This window comes from Massilia eurypsychrophila (assembly GCF_002760655.1).
Taxonomy (GTDB): Bacteria; Pseudomonadota; Gammaproteobacteria; order Burkholderiales; family Burkholderiaceae_D; genus JAFCUW01.
Window position 1 is genome coordinate 13,111 of record NZ_PDOC01000005.1, and the last position, 16,750, is coordinate 29,860.

Annotated in this window: 15 protein-coding genes; 8 read left to right on the plus strand and 7 right to left on the minus strand. The window is 65.7% G+C overall.

Features of this window, described 5'->3' with window-relative positions; genetic code table 11:
- Positions 1-116: 116 nt before the first annotated feature.
- Positions 117-755 carry a TetR/AcrR family transcriptional regulator gene (locus tag CR105_RS10255; protein ID WP_099788364.1) on the minus strand — a complete coding sequence of 213 codons (639 nt, stop codon included), beginning with the start codon at positions 753-755 and terminating at the stop codon, positions 117-119.
- Positions 756-816: 61 nt separating this feature from the next.
- Between CR105_RS10255 and CR105_RS10260 the strand changes: the two genes are divergently transcribed.
- A complete protein-coding gene (locus tag CR105_RS10260; RefSeq protein WP_099788365.1) occupies positions 817-1,233 on the plus strand; it encodes an MAPEG family protein in 417 nt (138 codons plus the stop codon).
- Positions 1,234-1,240: 7 nt separating this feature from the next.
- On the opposite strand, the gene recJ is transcribed toward CR105_RS10260, so the two are convergent.
- The 4 genes from recJ to CR105_RS10280 all read right to left on the minus strand — a co-directional run bounded on the left by recJ (position 1,241) and on the right by CR105_RS10280 (position 6,090).
- Positions 1,241-2,935 carry a single-stranded-DNA-specific exonuclease RecJ gene (gene recJ / locus CR105_RS10265; RefSeq protein WP_099788366.1) on the minus strand — a complete coding sequence of 565 codons (1,695 nt, stop codon included), beginning with the start codon at positions 2,933-2,935 and terminating at the stop codon, positions 1,241-1,243.
- Positions 2,932-3,972: a hypothetical protein gene (locus tag CR105_RS10270; RefSeq protein ID WP_229413823.1), complete on the minus strand. Its 1,041-nt coding sequence runs from the start codon at positions 3,970-3,972 to the stop codon at positions 2,932-2,934. The genes recJ and CR105_RS10270 overlap by 4 nt, the downstream gene beginning before the upstream one ends.
- Positions 3,973-4,082: 110 nt before the next feature.
- Positions 4,083-4,880 (minus strand): ferritin-like domain-containing protein, encoded by a 798-nt coding sequence (locus CR105_RS10275; protein ID WP_229413832.1) that lies wholly within the window; start codon positions 4,878-4,880, stop codon positions 4,083-4,085.
- A 28-nt stretch (positions 4,881-4,908) separates the two neighbouring features.
- Positions 4,909-6,090 (minus strand): hypothetical protein, encoded by a 1,182-nt coding sequence (locus CR105_RS10280; protein ID WP_099788367.1) that lies wholly within the window; start codon positions 6,088-6,090, stop codon positions 4,909-4,911.
- A 165-nt stretch (positions 6,091-6,255) separates the two neighbouring features.
- Here CR105_RS10280 and CR105_RS10285 point away from each other — a divergent pair, with 165 nt between their 5' ends.
- The 5 genes from CR105_RS10285 to CR105_RS10305 are packed head-to-tail and all read left to right on the plus strand — an operon-like array spanning position 6,256 to position 11,002.
- Positions 6,256-7,521: a lipoprotein-releasing ABC transporter permease subunit gene (locus tag CR105_RS10285; RefSeq protein ID WP_099788368.1), complete on the plus strand. Its 1,266-nt coding sequence runs from the start codon at positions 6,256-6,258 to the stop codon at positions 7,519-7,521.
- Positions 7,514-8,245, plus strand: a complete 732-nt coding sequence (lolD, locus tag CR105_RS10290; RefSeq protein ID WP_229413834.1) for a lipoprotein-releasing ABC transporter ATP-binding protein LolD — start codon at positions 7,514-7,516, stop codon at positions 8,243-8,245. The genes CR105_RS10285 and lolD (CR105_RS10290) overlap by 8 nt, the downstream gene beginning before the upstream one ends.
- Complete coding sequence (locus CR105_RS10295) at positions 8,242-9,507, plus strand: lipoprotein-releasing ABC transporter permease subunit (RefSeq protein ID WP_099788369.1); 1,266 nt, start codon at positions 8,242-8,244, stop codon at positions 9,505-9,507. Before lolD (CR105_RS10290) ends, CR105_RS10295 begins: the two co-directional genes overlap by 4 nt.
- The gene (gene lolD, locus CR105_RS10300; protein WP_099788370.1) at positions 9,500-10,195 is read left to right on the plus strand and encodes a lipoprotein-releasing ABC transporter ATP-binding protein LolD; all 696 of its coding nucleotides are present in this window, start codon (positions 9,500-9,502) and stop codon (positions 10,193-10,195) included. Before CR105_RS10295 ends, lolD (CR105_RS10300) begins: the two co-directional genes overlap by 8 nt.
- A gap of 3 nt (positions 10,196-10,198) precedes the next feature.
- Entirely contained in the window at positions 10,199-11,002 is an 804-nt protein-coding gene (locus CR105_RS10305; RefSeq protein WP_099788371.1) for a TatD family hydrolase, read from the plus strand.
- Here CR105_RS10305 and CR105_RS10310 read toward each other — a convergent pair.
- Positions 10,994-11,707, minus strand: coding sequence for a hypothetical protein (locus CR105_RS10310; protein ID WP_099788372.1), 714 nt, complete (start codon positions 11,705-11,707; stop codon positions 10,994-10,996). The two genes, CR105_RS10305 and CR105_RS10310, sit on opposite strands and share 9 nt — an antisense overlap.
- A 170-nt stretch (positions 11,708-11,877) precedes the next feature.
- Between CR105_RS10310 and CR105_RS10315 the strand changes: the two genes are divergently transcribed.
- A complete protein-coding gene (locus CR105_RS10315) occupies positions 11,878-12,849 on the plus strand; it encodes an alpha/beta hydrolase (protein ID WP_229413843.1) in 972 nt (323 codons plus the stop codon).
- Between the two features lie 110 nt (positions 12,850-12,959).
- Here CR105_RS10315 and CR105_RS10320 read toward each other — a convergent pair whose 3' ends face one another.
- The gene (locus CR105_RS10320; RefSeq protein ID WP_131021857.1) at positions 12,960-13,946 is read right to left on the minus strand and encodes a PEP-CTERM sorting domain-containing protein; all 987 of its coding nucleotides are present in this window, start codon (positions 13,944-13,946) and stop codon (positions 12,960-12,962) included.
- Between the two features lie 437 nt (positions 13,947-14,383).
- Here CR105_RS10320 and CR105_RS10325 point away from each other — a divergent pair, with 437 nt between their 5' ends.
- Positions 14,384-16,747, plus strand: a complete 2,364-nt coding sequence (locus CR105_RS10325; protein ID WP_099788375.1) for a DNA internalization-related competence protein ComEC/Rec2 — start codon at positions 14,384-14,386, stop codon at positions 16,745-16,747.
- Positions 16,748-16,750 lie beyond the last annotated feature (3 nt).

Genomic DNA, 16,750 nt, shown 5'->3' on the forward strand with positions numbered 1-16,750 from the left:
TTTCTCCGGTTATGGAGTATTTATACTCCGCTTCCGGGATAAATGCAAATGTTACGCCTGCAGAATTCACCCGGGCACGCTCAACATTGATCCGCGCATGCACGAGGTCACCTGGTTCAGAGGCCTTCCAGGATCGCCTCTACAATGGCGGTTTGACGCGGCAAGCCGTTTATCTCATCATTTTTTTCAACGAAATTTCCATCGAGGCGCATCGTCACGTAACCATGCACCATGGACCATAGCGCGATAGCGCGTGTCTCGAGGCTCGTTGTTCGGACTCTCTCATCTTTCCCGAGCTTTTCTATTAACAGGCCATAGATGCGATCCATCGCAGCGCTTAACTCGTGGTCATCGAGCAGATCGCGTCGCCATAACAGCCGATAGCGATTCGGGTGAGCCAGGGCATACTCGGTGACCGTGTTGGCAAAGGTCCTGATCACCTCGGGATACTTCATTGTCCCAGTCCTTAGTGCGTTCGTGATCTCTTCTGCCAGAGCGTGAAAAATGCTTGCGGCCAGCGACGTGAGGAGCGCCTGCTTGCTCGGAAAGTGATTCACGGGCGCGGAATGTGCCACGCCCGCCGCTCTGGCAACGGCGCGGATTGTGATTGCGTCCGCGCCGTCACTTTCAAGCATGTCGAACGCACAGCGCAGCAGTTCTTCCCGGAGATTGCCGTGGTGATACGAGTGCCTTGGCGAAGTTGCGGTTTTCATATTGACAGTGGGAATATTTGCATATAAATTGACGGTGTCCATATTGCATCATATGACTTATGAGAGCCATCTGGCAAGCCGGTCATTACACTATTAGGAGACTATGAACGCTGATCTGATCTTTGGCCCACTGCTGGCCCAAATGCTTCTGACGGTAGGTATGTTCGGGCTGCTCGCGGTACGCAAGGCACAGGCGGTTCGCATGAAGAGGGTCAACCTGAAGCAGACAGCGCTCGATCACAGCGCCTGGCCTGATGACGTAGTGAAGGTGTCGAATAACATTGCCAATCAATTCGAGACACCTATTCTGTTCTATATCGTGTGCCTGGCCTTATCCCAGTTGAACGCGGTTTCGGCCACCGTGCTGATGCTTTCGTGGTTGTATGTAGCAACCCGTTTTGTACACGGATTCGTGCATGTCCGATCCAACCGTGTGCCCATACGCCTGAGAGCCTTTGCCGCGGGACTGTTGATCTTGTTCGTCCTCATGCTCGTCATCTTCTGGGAGGTGCTCGGGTGAGGTCGAATCAGGCTGCTTCGGCGTGCTCCACCATCAGCTGCACCTTGGTCACGCCGTTGTATTCGTTGGCGTCGAGCCGGAAGGCGACGCGCGCGCGCTCGCCGAGCGAAGCGGTGTGGCCGAACCAGATCGCATCGTAACGCGTGCCGTTGCGCTCCAGCAGAAGCTTCAGGTGCCGCTCCTTCAGGATGCGCTGGCTGATGACGCGAAATTCGTCGCAGAACACCGGCGGCGCAAAGCCCTGGCCCCACACCTGGCCATCCATCAGGTCGATGAACGCAGTGGTGTAGTAGGCGTCTTCCAGCGGACCGTCGGTTTCGATCACGCGCTCTAGCTGCGCCGTCGTCAGCCACGCCTGGCCGACCGCCTCGAACGCCTTGGCGAACGCGTCGAACGCATCGGCGCGGATCGTCAGGCCGGCCGCCATCGCGTGGCCGCCGAATTTGTCGATCAGGCTGGGTGCGCGCTTCGATACCAGATCGAGCGCGTCGCGCAGGTGAAAACCGGGGATCGATCTGCCCGAACCCTTGATCCAGCCGTCGGCCCCGGGCGCGAACGTGATCGTCGGGCGGAAGAACTTCTCCTTCAGGCGCGAAGCGACAATGCCGATCACGCCCTGGTGCCAGCCGGCGTCGAACACGGCGATGGTGCTGCTTTCGGCCGGCTGGTAGGAATCGAGGTGCACCAGCGCGCCATCCTGCATTTCGGCCTCGATCTCGCGCCGCTTCAGGTTGATCTCGTTGAGCTGTTGCGCGATCTGCCAGGCGCGCCCCTCGTCGTCGGTGACCAGGCATTCGATCCCGAGCGACATGTCGTCGAGCCGGCCGGCCGCGTTCAGCCGCGGTCCGAGCGCAAAGCCAAGGTCGAACGGCGACGCACTGCGCGACTCGCGCCCGGCGACGCGAAACAGCGCCGCCACGCCGGCGTGCATGCGGCCGGCGCGCATCCGCTTGATTCCTTGCGCGACCAGGATGCGGTTGTTCGGATCGAGCCGCACGACGTCGGCCACGGTGCCCAGCGCGACCAGGTCGAGCAGGCTGTCGAGCTTGGGCTGGGTCTGGGCGTCGAAGATGCCGCGCCGGCGCATTTCGGCGCGCAGCGCCAGCAGCACGTAGAACACCACGCCGACGCCGGCCAGGTGCTTGCTGGGGAAGCCGCACTCGGGCTGGTTCGGGTTGACGATCACGCGCGCGGCCGGCAACGTGTCGGCCGGCAGGTGGTGGTCGGTGACGACGACTTCGATGCCGCGCCGGTTCGCTTCCGCCACGCCGTCGATGCTGGCGATGCCGTTGTCGACCGTGATGATGATGTCGGGCGACTTCTCGCGCGCGGTCAGTTCGACGATTTCGGGCGTCAGGCCATAGCCGTACTCGAACCGGTTCGGCACGATGTAGTCGACGATGGCGCCCATCGCGCGCAGGCCGCGCAGCGCGGTGGCGCAGGCAGTGGCGCCGTCGCAGTCGTAGTCGGCGACGATCGTCATCTTCTTGCCGGCGGCGATGGCGTCGGCCAGGAATACCGCCGCCGCGTCGATATGCAGCAGGCCGGCCGGCGCCATCAGCGAGCCCAGTTCGCTCGACAGCTCGCGCGCATCGGTCAGCCCGCGCGAGGCATACAGGCGCGCCAGCACGGGGTGCACGCCGCCCTGGCGCAGCATCTCGGAAGTACGGAACGAACAAGGGCGGGTGGAGATGCGGGTCATGGCAGCAATCGGTCGAGTGTCGGCTGGCGCCAGAATTTGCGCTGTGCCAGACTGGTGGTGGTGAATTCGCCAAGGGCGTTGCGGTGGCTGAGCACCAGCCGCGCACGGCCCACGCCGCCGGCGAGCGCGCCTAGCAGCGGGACGAACGTGTCGTTCTCGAGCCGCTGCATGTGCTGCAGCCAGCCGGCCCAGTCGGTCGCCAGCGCCGCTTCGGCCAGGCTGCCGTCGCAAAAAATGGCGTGCCTGGCCGGCGCGGCCAGCATCTGGGCGAACGAGGTGCCATGGCGGTTGGCCAGCGCCGCCAGCCAGGGCGGTACATCCGCGCAGGCCAGTTCGGTGGCCGTTGCGGCGGCGTCCGCGGCGCTGGCAGCGCCCCAAGGCCAGAAGCCGTTGATGGTGGCAAATCCGCGCGCCTCGCGTTCGGCGTTGGCCGGATGCTCGTGCCACAGCATCTGCACCTCGTTTTGCAGCTTGCGGTAATCGATCGCGCGTTCGCCCAGTGGCATCCAGTCGGTCAGGTTCATGCCGGTGGCCGCGTCGGCGGACGCGGTGTCGAGCGCGCCCCAGGCATCGGCGCGCAGGAACCAGGACATGGCGTCGCCATACAGCAGCGTGTGGCCGCTATCCTCGAAGTACGGTCTGGCGCTGTCGAACAGCGCGCGCGAGTGCGATTCGACCAGGCCGAGGCGCCGGCTGTCGGTCATCATCAGGAAGGTGCGGGAGATTTCGATGTGCGCGGGATTGACGATGAACCAGGCGCCTCCGGCCGGATCGAGGCCGTAAGCGCGCATCACCGCCGTCGCGACAGCCAGTTTGCGCCCCTCAAGCAGGCCAAGCGCGCGGCCCAGCCACAGTTCGTGCGGCAGCGCGCGCGCGCCCGGGTCGGCCGCGCTGGCCTGGTGCGACGAAGTGCGCGACAACAGCGCCGCCAGCGCCGGCATCTTCAGCGCGCGGATAAGGTCAGGGGCAAGTTCGGGCGGGGGCAGGGCGAACGGCAGGACGAGCGTGATTTCGATCATGCCGATATTGTAGGCCATCCGTGGCGGCGGCGGCCGAACTGGCCGCTTTCGCCATGCCAGCTTGCTTCTTTGATAGCGATGCCCGTACACCGCGCGCTTTCTGCCGCGCGGTGTACGGGACAGCGGCGTCAGGCCGCCGGCGTCGCGCCGCCGCCTTGCGGCGCCGCGGATCCTGCAGCATCGGCCGGGATCTCGACCTCGCCATAGCTCATGCCGAGCGCCTCGTCGAACCAGGTGGTGACCAGGCCAAGATGCTCGCGCTCCTTTTCCAGCGCCACGGTGAATTCGGCGGCCAGGTCGTCGAGCCCCTGGTCTTCGGCCAGCGCGACCAGCGTCTCCCAGCCGGCCTTGTCGGACAACTCCGCCGTCAGGATCGCGTGCAGCGATTGCGAAATCGTGGTGCGCGGATCGTTCAGCACCTGCACCAGTCCCATCGATTCAACCCCTGCGAGGTCGGCGCACGGCGTCTGGGTGGTGGGGTCGCCGCCCAGCGATTCGATGGCGTCGCTCACCAGCAGGAAGTGGCGCGCTTCCTCGGCGCGGATGCGTTCGAGGTCGGCCATCGTCATGCTGATCTGGCCGTCGAGCATGACCTCGCACTTGGTGATCAGCGCGTCGTACAGGCGCGTGCCGGTGCGCTCGAAGGCGAGCCGCTCGCCCAGTTTGTCGAGCAAAAGTGCCGGATGGTTCCCCTTGAGCATGGCCACTGCCGTCTGCACGGCGCCGCTGACCGACGCCGGCGGCGGCATCGATCCGACCATGTCGGCGCTGGCGATGTACTCGGCGCGCATGGCGGCCAGCGCCGATTCGTCGCCCGGCGGCGCCATCATCGACGGGTCGACATCCTGCATCTCCTTGCTGGCGATCGGCGACATCATGATGCCGGTGCGGTTCATGCCCATTTTGGTTGCTTGAGACTGGCCCATACTGCCTCCTGAATATCGAGATGAAAAATTAGTGCGTTACCCGCGGCGCCGCCGTGCCCTTGCGCGTCAGCTCCGTTCCGGGCGCCCAGCTGTATCCGGCGGCCACCGTCTGGCTCGGCGAGCCGTCGGCGTTGACCTCGGCGCGGTAGGTGAGCGATGCCTGGTCTTCCTGCGCCAGCGGCACGACCTGCGTGCCGCTGGCGCGCAGGTCGACTTCGTCGGCCAGCACCTGGCGGTAGAAATCGCGCTGGCTGCGAAACTCGATCGGGGAGCTCAGCACGCTGGTAATGATTTCGGCCGGATCGCGCCTGGCAAACTGCTTGAACGCTTCGCACGCCATGTTGAAGTGCCCCAGCTCGTAGTCGAGGAAGCGCTCCCAGATGGCCTTGACGGTGTGATTGGTCTCGGACTCGAGGCAGCTGTAATAGGTGAAACACTCGTTCGCCTCGTGCAGCAGCCATTGTTCGAGCCAGCTTTCGGTCGGATCGAGCATCGAGGAATAGTGGGTCACGTGCTGCTCTTCGACCGACGCGATTTCGGCGTACAGCTGGCGCGCCAGCGGGTCGGAAAACAGCGGCCCGATATTCATGTAGTAGTTGTGGGTCTGGGTCTCGGCGGCGAGGATGGCCAGCGCGTGCAGCTTGCTGAGCAGGTCGGCCTGCTTGCCGTAGGGATTGCGCACGTCGTTTTCGGGCGCCCGATGGTGCTCGATGGTCGGCCGGCCCGGCAGGATGTCGGTATAGCTTTGCAGGATGTTGTTGGCGTCCTTGCCCTCGAGCCGGTCGAGCAGCGCCGAATAGCGGTACAGGTGATCGAAATCTTCCAGCAGCCCGAAGCGGTACAACTGGGCCAGGTAGGGATCCGGCTCGCGCTGGGCGACCGCCGCGGTGACCTCGATCGCCACCTGTTCGTACGCGATCGTCGTTTCGAGCGGTGAATGGTCGGGGCCGAGCAGCCAGTTGATCATCGTCGCCTGGTGCTGCTCGGTGCGGCGAACCTTGGCCAGCGGCACGCGCAGGTCGGCGTTGCAGCGGGCGGCCATGCGGCCGAAATTAAGCGCTTCGAGTTCCTGGCCGTTCATCAGGATGATGCGCACGCGGGTAAACGCGTCGTCGTCGAGTTTGCTGATCGGCTTTTGCACCATGTCGCGCCAGGTAAAGCGCTGCCTGTCGATGCCGGCGCCCTTCGAATCAAAAAGGTTGAGTGCCATGTCCTTTCCTCCATGTCTGCGAAGCGGCGCCCATGCAAAGGGCGTATCTGGTTTTGACGGCCGAAGCAGCACCAAGTTCCGGGGCGATTCAATTGTGACAACCTCTGTCATGGCCGAGCTTTGTGTGGCACACTTCGGCTTCACACGAATTCGCTGCCGGAACACATGAGTATCATCCACAAACTGCCGTACGAATGGCTGGTCGGCCTGCGCTATACGCGCGCCGGACGGCGCAGTGGCCGCAACAGCTTCATCTCCTTCATTTCGCTGATCTCGGTGGCCGGCATTGCGCTCGGCGTGGCCGCGCTGATCGTGGTGCTGTCGGTGATGAACGGCTTTCGCAAGGACGTCACCGACCGCATGCTGTCGGTTCTGGCGCATATCGAAGTGCTCGATCCGCGCGGAGGCATGGGCAACTGGCAGGAAGTGATGAAGGAGTCCTTCAAGAATCCGGCAGTGAAGGGCGCCGCGCCGTTCGTGCAGACCCAGGGCATGCTGCTGCGCGATGGCGGCATGCGCCCGGCCGTGATCCGCGGCGTGCTGCCCTCGGACGAGCCGAACGTGTCCGACGTCGCCAAGACCGTCACCCACGGCAGTCTGTCGGCGCTGGTGCCCGGCCAATTCAACATCGTGATGGGCTACTCGCTGGCGCGTTCGCTCGGCCTGCAGATCGGCGACAAGGTGACGATGGCGCTGGCCCAGGCGCAGGTGACGCCGGCCGGCATGGTGCCGCGCATGCGCTCATTTACGCTGGTCGGCGTGTTCCAGGCCGGCCACTTCGAATTCGATAACGGCATGGCCTTCGTGCACATGGAAGATGCGCAGAAGATGGAGCGGCTCGCCGCGCCATCCGGCATCCGCCTGCGCATCGCCGACATTCACCAGGCGATCCCGGTGGCGCAGCAGCTTGAAGCGAGTTTGCCCGGGCACTTGCAGGTGCGCGACTGGTCTAAACAGAACAAGACCTGGTTCGCCGCGGTGCAGACTGAAAAGAAGATGATGCTGATCGTGATGGCGCTGATTATCACCGTGGCCGCCTTCAACCTTGTGTCGACGCTGGTAATGACGGTGACCGACAAGCAGGCCGACATCGCCATCTTGCGCACGCTCGGCTCGTCGCCGCGCTCGATCATGAAGATCTTTATCATCCAGGGCGCGGTGATCGGCATCCTCGGCACGTTGGCTGGAGTTGGCCTGGGCACGGTGGTGGCGCTGAACATCGACGTCGTCGTGCCGTTTTTCGAACGTTTATTTGGGACTCAAGTTTTGCCAAGCGATATATACCTGGTGAGTGCCTTGCCGTCCGACCTGCGCTGGCCGGACGTCTTTGGCATCGGCGGCATCGCCGTGCTGATGGCGTTCATCGCCACCATCTATCCGAGCTTTACCGCCTCGCGCGTGAAGCCGGCGGAGGCGCTGCGCTATGAATAAGCCGATGCCAACCGCCGTGCTGGCGTGCCGCGGCCTGGGCAAGACCTACACCCAGGGCAGCTACCAGGTGCGCGTGCTCAGTAACGTCGACTTCAGCGTGCGGCGCGCCGAACATGTGGCCATCGTCGGCGCTTCCGGTTCCGGCAAGTCGACCCTGCTGCACCTCTTGGGCGGGCTCGATACGCCGACCACCGGCTCGGTCACGCTGGCCGGCGCCGACTTCGCCACGATGTCGGAAACGGCGCGCGGCGACCTGCGCAACAGCTCGCTCGGTTTCGTCTACCAGTTCCACCACCTGCTGCCCGAATTTTCCGCGCTCGACAACGTCGCCATGCCGCTGCTGATCCGCCGCGTCAAGCGTGCCGCGGCGCTGGAGAAGGCCGCCGCCATCCTCGATCGCGTGGGCCTGTCGAAGCGCGCGATCCACGTGCCCGGCGAGCTGTCGGGCGGCGAGCGCCAGCGCGTTGCCCTGGCGCGTGCGCTGGTCACCGAGCCGGCCTGCGTGCTGGCGGACGAACCGACCGGGAACCTCGACCATGCCACCGCGCAGCAGATCTTCGCGCTGATGCTCGATTTGTCGAGCACCCTCGGCACCGCCTTCGTCATCGTCACGCACGACATCGAACTGGCGCAGCGGTGCGACCGCGTGCTGCGCCTGACCGAGCAGGGCCTGCAGCCGGCGGAACCTGCCCCTTCAACACTCCTGCGCGGCGCCACGACATGAGCTTCATCGACAAACTGCCTTACGAATGGGCCGTCGGCATCCGCTACACGCGGGCCGGCAAGCGCAGTGCGCGCAACAGCTTCATCTCGTTCATCTCCCTCATTTCGGTGTCCGGCATCGCGCTCGGCGTGGCGGCGCTGATCGTCGTGCTGTCGGTAATGAACGGCTTCCAGAAGGAAGTCACCGACCGCATGCTGTCGGTGGTGGCGCACATCGAAATCTACAACCAGCGCGGCGACATGCCGGAGTGGCAGGGCGTGATCGCCGATTCATTCAAGAACCCGGCCGTCAAGGGCGCCGCGCCGTTTGCCGAGACCCAGGGCATGCTGATGTCCGACGGCGTGATGAAGCCGGCGCTGCTGCGCGGCGTGCTGCCGGCGGAAGAATCGAAAGTATCGGACGTGCCTACCAAGATCGTGCAGGGCAAGTTCGCCGACTTGCGGGCCGGCGAATTCAACATCGTCCTCGGCATCGAGCTGGCGCGCTCGCTGGCGCTGAAGGTGGGCGACAAGGTCACGCTGGCAGTGGCGCCGGGCCAGTCCGCGTCGGCCGAGATGGCGCCGCGCATGGTCAACTTTACGCTGGTCGGCATCTTCGAGGCCGGCCACTTCGAATACGATTCAGGCCTGGCCTTTGTGCACATGGCCGATGCGCAGGCGATCGCCAACCTGGCGGCGCCGGCCGGCGTGCGCCTGCGCCTGGCCGACATGCACGACGCGCCGCGGGTGGCGCAGGAACTCGCCGGCAGCCTGCCAGGCCAGCTGCTGGTGCGCGACTGGTCCAAGCACAACCCGACCTGGTTCGCGGCGGTGCAAAGCCAGAAGAAGATGATGTTCATCATCCTGGTACTGATCATCGCGGTGGCCGCCTTCAACCTGGTCGCCACGCTGGCCATGACGGTCACCGACAAGCAGGCCGACATCGCCATCTTGCGCACGCTCGGTTCGTCGCCGCGCTCGATCATGAAGATCTTCATGATCCAGGGCGCGCTGATCGGCATCATCGGCACCGCCGTCGGGGTGAGCGCGGGGGTGCTGTTGGCACTCAATATCGACGTGATCATCCCCTTCATCGAACGCGCGTTCGGCATCCAGTTCCTGTCGAAGGATATCTACTTCATCAGCGCCTTGCCGTCGGACCTGCGCTGGAACGACGTGTTCGGCATCGCCGGCGTCTCGGTGGGCCTGGCCTTCCTGGCGACGCTGTACCCGAGCTTTGCCGCCTCGCGCGTGAAGCCGGCGGAGGCGCTGCGCTATGAATAAGGATACGCAGGCGGTGCTGTCGTGCCGCGGCCTGGGCAAGACTTACACCCAGGGCGCTTACCAGGTGCGGGTGCTCGACAAGGTCGACTTCGACGTCTACCGCGGCGAACACGTCGCCATCGTCGGCGCTTCCGGCTCGGGCAAGTCGACCTTGCTGCACCTGCTGGGCGGGCTCGATACGCCGACGACCGGCACGGTGACGCTTGCCGGCGCCGATTTCGCCACCATGTCGGAAACCGCGCGCGGCGACCTGCGCAATTCGTCGCTGGGATTCGTCTACCAGTTCCATCATCTGCTGCCTGAATTTTCCGCGCTCGACAACGTCGCCATGCCGCTGTTGATCCGCCGCGAGGACCGGGCGTCGGCCGTCCGGAAGGCCACGGCCATCCTCGAACGGGTGGGGCTGTCGAAGCGCGCCATCCATGTGCCGGGCGAGTTGTCCGGCGGCGAGCGTCAGCGCGTGGCGCTGGCGCGGGCGCTGGTCACCGAGCCGGCCTGCGTGCTGGCTGACGAGCCGACCGGGAACCTCGACCACGCCACCGCGCAGCAGATCTTCGCGCTGATGCTCGACCTGTCGAGCACCCTTGGCACCGCCTTCGTCATCGTCACCCACGACATCGAGCTGGCGCAGCGCTGCGACCGCGTGCTGCGGCTGACCGAAAACGGATTGCAGCCGGCAAAGGCCTGAACCATGTGGATCGACACGCACTGCCACCTGGACGCGCACGAATTCGGCGGTGAATCGCTGACGGTGGCCGGCCATGCGGGCGAGGCGGGCGTGTCGATGATCGTCATCCCGGCGGTCGACCGCTACAATTTCGACGTCGTGGCGCAGCTGGCGGCGACCGCGCCGAATGCCAGCTACGCGCTGGGCATTCATCCGATGTGCGTGCCGAATGCGACCGAAGACGACCTGGCGCTGTTACGCACGAAAGTTGAAGCGGCGATGGGCGATCCGCGTTTCGTGGCGATCGGCGAGGTCGGACTCGACTTCTTCATCCCGATGCTGACCGAGCCGGCGATGCGCGACAAGCAGGATCACTTTTTTCGCGAGCAGCTGCGCATGGCGCGCGACTTCGACCTGCCGGTGCTGATGCACGTGCGCCGCTCGCAGGACCAGGTGCTCAAGCACGTGCGCCAGATCCGGCCGGCAGGCGGCATAGCCCATGCGTTCAACGGCAGCTTCCAGCAGGCGCAGATGTTCATCGACCTGGGATTCAAGCTCGGCTTCGGCGGCGCAATGACGTTTTCGCGCGCGCTGCAGATTCGCCGGCTCGCGACCACGCTGCCGATCGAAGCGATCGTGCTGGAGACGGACGCCCCGGATATCTCGCCGGTGTGGATTCACCCCGCGCGCAACAGCCCCGCGCAGCTGCCGGCGATCGGCATGGCGCTGGCGGAGATGCGTGGGATGGCCGCTGCGCAGGTGGCCGACATCACGCGGCAGAACGCGCTGGCTGCGCTGCCGCGGCTGTCCGCCCTGATCTCAGGGTGATTTGGCGGCGTTGACGTATTCGGCCGCCGCGCGCGCGCACTTGATCGACACGCCAAGGGCGGCAATCACGAACGCCAGCAACAGAAATCCCCATGAATTGGGCGCTTCCAGAATCGCGGCGATCGACTCGTCGTCGCGGGCGGTCTGTTTGCTCGTTTCGAGGATGCGCAGCTCGTCGGCCAGCTGCGTCGCCGATGTCACCACATTGCTGCACTCGGAATGGCGGCTGAAGACATTCTCGACGCAGCCCGGATATTTGCTGGTGAAGTCGCGCAGCGAGAGTTCGGCCGCTTCCCGGTCGGCGGCCGATGCGTTGGCGACCTTGAACGAGCCGGCGATCGCGCACAACTCCTTCTTTGCCACCGACGGGTTATACGGCGCCAGCGGGCGCGGGCTCGCCGGCGCGCAGCTGTCCAGCGCCGCCAGCCGCATGCGATCGTCCACCGCGGCCTGCGACAGGCCCACGCGTTCTTCGAGCAGCTGGTGGTCGGCGCCAACCTTCATCCGCCCGGCGAAGGTGGCCAGGCCGATCAGGCCGACCGCGACGCACACTTCGGCCACCAACGACAGCAGCTTCCAGTGGCGCGAACCCTTGTGGCGACCGTCGCGATAGATCAGGTAGCCCCACGCCGACACGACGATCGCCGACACAAAAAATGCCAGCAAGGGCGAGGAAAATAGTCTGACGAAGCCGAAAGTGCTCATTGCGTTTGAGGTGCCTGTGAAATCCTGACGACGCGCGTCGTCGATGCATTCGATTATGGTGGCTTTTCAACTTGATGTGCAAGCAATGTAGTGATTTGCGGCACTTGACAGACAATCCGATCATGATTGATAGTTCTGCAACTATTGCCATTTTTGAAGGAGCTATAACCGTGACGACTGACTGGCTACGACTGATTTTCGCCTCCATGACGCTAGCCGTTGCAGCCGGCGCCGGTGCAGCAGCTGTTGCCGACCAGCCGATCGTGCTCGATACGCCGACCGGCAAGATCGCCGGCAGCCTGATCGTGCCAGCGTCGAAGGGGCCGATGCCGGTGGCGCTGATCATCGCAGGTTCAGGGCCGACCGACAGGAACGGCAACAGTAGCGCGCTGCCCGGCGCGCACAACAGCCTGATGCTATTGGCGCAGGCCCTGGGTGACGCCGGGATTGCGTCGGTACGCTACGACAAGCGCGGTATCGCGGCGAGCCAGCCTGCTGCCGCCAGCGAGGCCGACCTGCGCTTTGAAACTTATGTCGATGATGCCGCCGGCTGGATCGCCATGTTGCGGCGAGATCCTCGGTTTTCGTCGGTGACGGTCGTCGGCCACAGCGAAGGCTCGCTGATCGGCATGCTGGCGACTAAAAAGGCGGGCGCGAACGGGTTCGTTTCGGTGGCCGGCGTCGCGCGCGGTGCCGCTGACGTATTGCGCACGCAGTTCGCCGGCAAGCTGCCGCCTGCGCTGGCGGCGCAAAACGAGGCGGCACTGGTGTCGCTCGAAGGCGGCCGCACGACGACGAACGCGCCGAAAGAACTGGCGGCACTCTACCGCGACAGCGTGCAGCCTTACCTGATTTCGTGGTTCAAGTATGTACCGGCAGACGGCATCGCGGCCCTCGATGTGCCGGTGCTGATCGTTCAGGGCACCACCGATATCCAGGTTGCCGTCAGCGAGGCGGAAGCGCTGAAGAAGGCTCGTCCACAGGCGCATCTTACGATCATCCCGGGCATGAATCATGTGCTGAAGATGGTCGACGCGCCGATGCCGGCACACCTGGCGTCCTACTCCGATCCGGCGCTGCCGGTGGCGCCGGCGCTGGTCACGGCGCTGGTCGACTTCGTGCGCGCGGTGCCGGCCCGCTAGCGACATCGGTTGCGCCGTGTCCGATTGGCGGCAGCGCCAACCGGCTTCGCCACGGCTGCTCACGAGTCGCTTTCGAGAATCCGATAGAGCCTGCATGTGAGAACGCTGCGTCAGGGCGCCCGGGGGCGCGCGGCGTGGCGTTTCCGCCCGCGCCGCGCCAGCGCGACGGCCACCAGCGCGATGGCCGCCAGCGCCGCGGAGCCAGGCTCGGGAATTTGCGTCGGCGCCTCTGGCGGGACAAACTGCGGCCCGGACGTCGGCCCCGGCGGAAACGGATCCGGCGATTCGCTTGCCGGCATCGCCGGCTTCGGTACTGCCGAGGGCAAGGGTTGCGATCCAGCCGTCGGCACCGGCGGGAGTGGGGCGGGTACATCGGGCACCGGCGCGGCAGTCACCGGGGCCGCTGGCGCGGAGGGCACACCCAGCGTCGGCCCAACGGGGAATTGGGTGGACCCAGGAGCCGGAATCGCGGCGCCGTCGCTGCCTGGCCGCGGTGCCGCCGATGACGTGCGCCCAGGCGTGCTGACCGACACCGGCGGCGCTTGCGCCAGCGTTAGCCGGGTGGGCGCATCGCGCAAGACAGTGTATGGCGACGGCGTGCCGAATTGTACATTCGACGCCAGGCTTACCCGCGCCGGTTGCGTGAGCGTGTGTGCCGATGCTTCCGGCGCCATGGCGCTGCCGGCTGCCGGCATATACTCCGGCTCATCAAGCAGGCCTTCGGCCGACACCATCAGCGCATCGAGCGCCTCCGGCGCCGGTTCATTGTCCAGGGTGATTCCTTGCGGCTCGTCGGCGATGCGGTTGCCGCAGCGCGCGCGCACCAGATTCGTTCCATCGGAAAGCAGCTCTTCGCCGACGGCGAGGCGCACTTTGTGCCTGGTCCAGTAGATCTTGTCGCCGATGCGGTAGGACACCTGCACCAGGCGCGATTGTTCGACCCGCACTATCCGCGTGGCGGCCACGTCGAACCCGGCGAAATGGGCCGATGCCACCGCATCGCTGCTCAGCGCGAAGGCCAGTTCTGCCGCGCTGTGGACGCCGCCGGGAAGCACCGAATGGCGATACACCAGCTTCGCGGGCCTGGACGCGGGCATGGAAGGTGCCGCTGTAGCGCGAGCCGCCGGAACCTGCGCCGTCACCAATGCCGGGGCCCGAACGCGCTCCGGCGTTTCCGTCAGCACCAGCCAGACGAGCACGAGAACAATCAGCGCAAAGCCGCCGCCGGCGAGGGCGGCCAAAGACGGGAATGGCTGTTTCGTCCATTTGTTGTTCGCGTATCGCATTACGGTAGCCGGGGGCTGTGGCAATTAATGCTATAAATTAACACAAATTTCCTTATCGAAATTTACTTTTAGCATTAACCCGGCTACTTGGTTGTTAGATTGCAACAGTCGGGCTTCCGCGCCAGTGGCAATCGCCGGCGCGCCCAGGCCGGTGGGTTGGCGCCGAGTTGTTGTGCATTCGATTTCTCCCAACGCGCGCCCGCGCAAACCGGCAGACACTGAACGACTTTCACTCCCATGAGCTCACCATGCGTTGTGCGATTCTCGGATTGGTCGGCGGCGCGGCGTACCTGCAGACGGTGGCTGCCTTACCCGACACTGCGGCGATGGCGTTCTGCTGCACGCTGGCGTTGCTGCTGCTGTGCGGCCTGCGCGGTCCGGCGCGCGCCGCCGCCGCGGGCGCCTTGCTTGGCTTTTGCTGGGCGGCGCTGCTGGCGCACGTCGCGCTGGCGCCGCAGCTGGCCGCCGACGACGAAGGCCGCGACGTCACTCTGGTCGGCACCATCGACAGCCTGCCGTACCGCTTCGAGCAAGGCGTGCGCTTCAACTTTGCGGTCGAACGGGTCGCCGGCGCGCCGATGCACGTGCCGCCGCGCGTGTCGCTGGCATGGTACGCGGGCTTTCGCGACAAGTCGCAGCCGGTCGGCGCGGTGCAGCCGGGCGAGCGCTGGCAGCTCACCGTGCGCCTGCAGCGCCCGCACGGCAACGCCAACCCGTACGGCTTTGACTACGAAGTCTGGCTGCTCGAGCAGGGCGTGCGTGCCACCGGCTATGTGCGCGCGGAAAGCGGCGGCAACCGGCGCCTCGACGCCTTCGTTTTCAGCGTCCGCAACCTCGTCGAACTATGCCGGGCCAGGCTGCGCGACCGCATCCTGCGCGCGCTGCCCGACAAGCAGTACGCCGGCGTCATCGTCGCGCTGGTGGTGGGCGACCAGCGCGCGATCGACCAGTCCGACTGGGCGGTGTTCAACCGCACCGGCATCAGCCACCTGATTTCGATCTCCGGCCTGCACATCACGATGATTGCCGGCCTGTTCGCGGCGCTGGCGTCGTACCTGTGGCGCCGCTCGTTCTTCACCCGCGCCCAGCTGCCGCTGCTGCTGCCGGCGCAAAAGACGGCCGCGCTGGTCGGCGTCGTGGTGGCGCTGCTGTACGTGCTGCTGGCCGGTTTCGGCATTCCGGCGCAGCGCACGCTGTACATGCTGACCGTTGTCGCCGCCGCGCTGTGGTCGGGGCGCATCACCAACGTGTCGCATGTGCTGTGCGTGGCGCTCGGCGTGGTGGTGCTGCTCGATCCGTGGGCGGTGCTGTGGCCGGGCTTCTGGCTGTCGTTCGGCGCGGTCGCCATCATCCTGTTCGCCACCGTCGGGCGCGTCGGCGTTCCGACCGCGGGGCTATGGAACCTGGTGCGGCTCGGCGCCCACACCCAGTACGTGGTCACGCTCGGCCTGGTGCCGCTGACGATGCTGCTTTTTTCGCAGGTGTCGCTGGTCGGCCCGATCGCCAACGCGGTGGCGATACCGCTGGTGAGCTTCGTCGTCACGCCGCTCGCGCTGGCTGGCAGCATGCTGCCGGCGCCGGTGTCGGACGTGCTGCTGGGCGTCGCCCACGCCGTGGTCGAGGCGCTGGCCTGGTTCCTCGGCTGGCTTGGCGACAGCCGGCTGGCCGTGTGGAGCGCGCCGGCGCCATCGCCCTGGATGTTCTGCTTTGCGCTGGCCGGCACCTTGTGGATGCTGGCGCCGCGCGGCTGGCCGCATCGCTGGGCGGGCGCCGTCGCGCTGCTGCCGATGGTGACCCAGCTGCCCACCGCTCCGGCGGCCGGCCAGTTCGCGGTAACGGCATTCGACGTCGGCCAGGGCATGGCGCTGCTGGTCGAAACCGCCGGCCACCGGCTGCTGTACGACACCGGCCCGGCGTATTCGCCGGAATCGAATGGAGGCAATCGCGTCATACTCCCTTACCTGAAGGCGCGCGGCATCGGCGCGCTTGACGGCATGGTCGTCAGCCACAGCGATACGGACCATGCCGGCGGCGCCGCCTCGATACTGGAAGACGTGCGTATAGGTTGGGTGGCGTCTTCACTGCCGCCGGGCCATCCGGTCGTCGTGCGCACGTCGGCGCGCCATGTGCGGTGTGAAGCGGGCCAGCGCTGGCATTGGGACGGCGTCGATTTCGAGATGCTGCATCCGGCCGCGCCAAGCTACGGGAACGCTCACTTGAAGCCGAATGCGCGCAGCTGCACCTTGCGCATCTCGGCCGGGGCGCGCTCGATCCTGCTGGCGGCCGATATCGAGGCGGCGCAGGAAGAACAACTGCTGTCGGCGGCGCCGGCCAAGCTGCGCGCCGAAGTGCTGCTGGCGCCGCACCACGGCAGCGGCACCTCGTCGACGCCGGACTTCCTGCTCGCTGTCCGGCCCGCGCTAGGCGTGTTCCAGGTCGGCCATCGCAACCGCTATCGCCATCCCAAGGCCGAAGTCTATGAGCGCTATGGCGATTTTGCGATCGGACGCTTGCGCACAGATGAATCGGGCGCCGTCATGCTCGATTTTGGCGCCGCCACCGGCGCGCGCGAATACCGGCGCGAGCATGCGCGCTACTGGTATGGGCGCTGACGC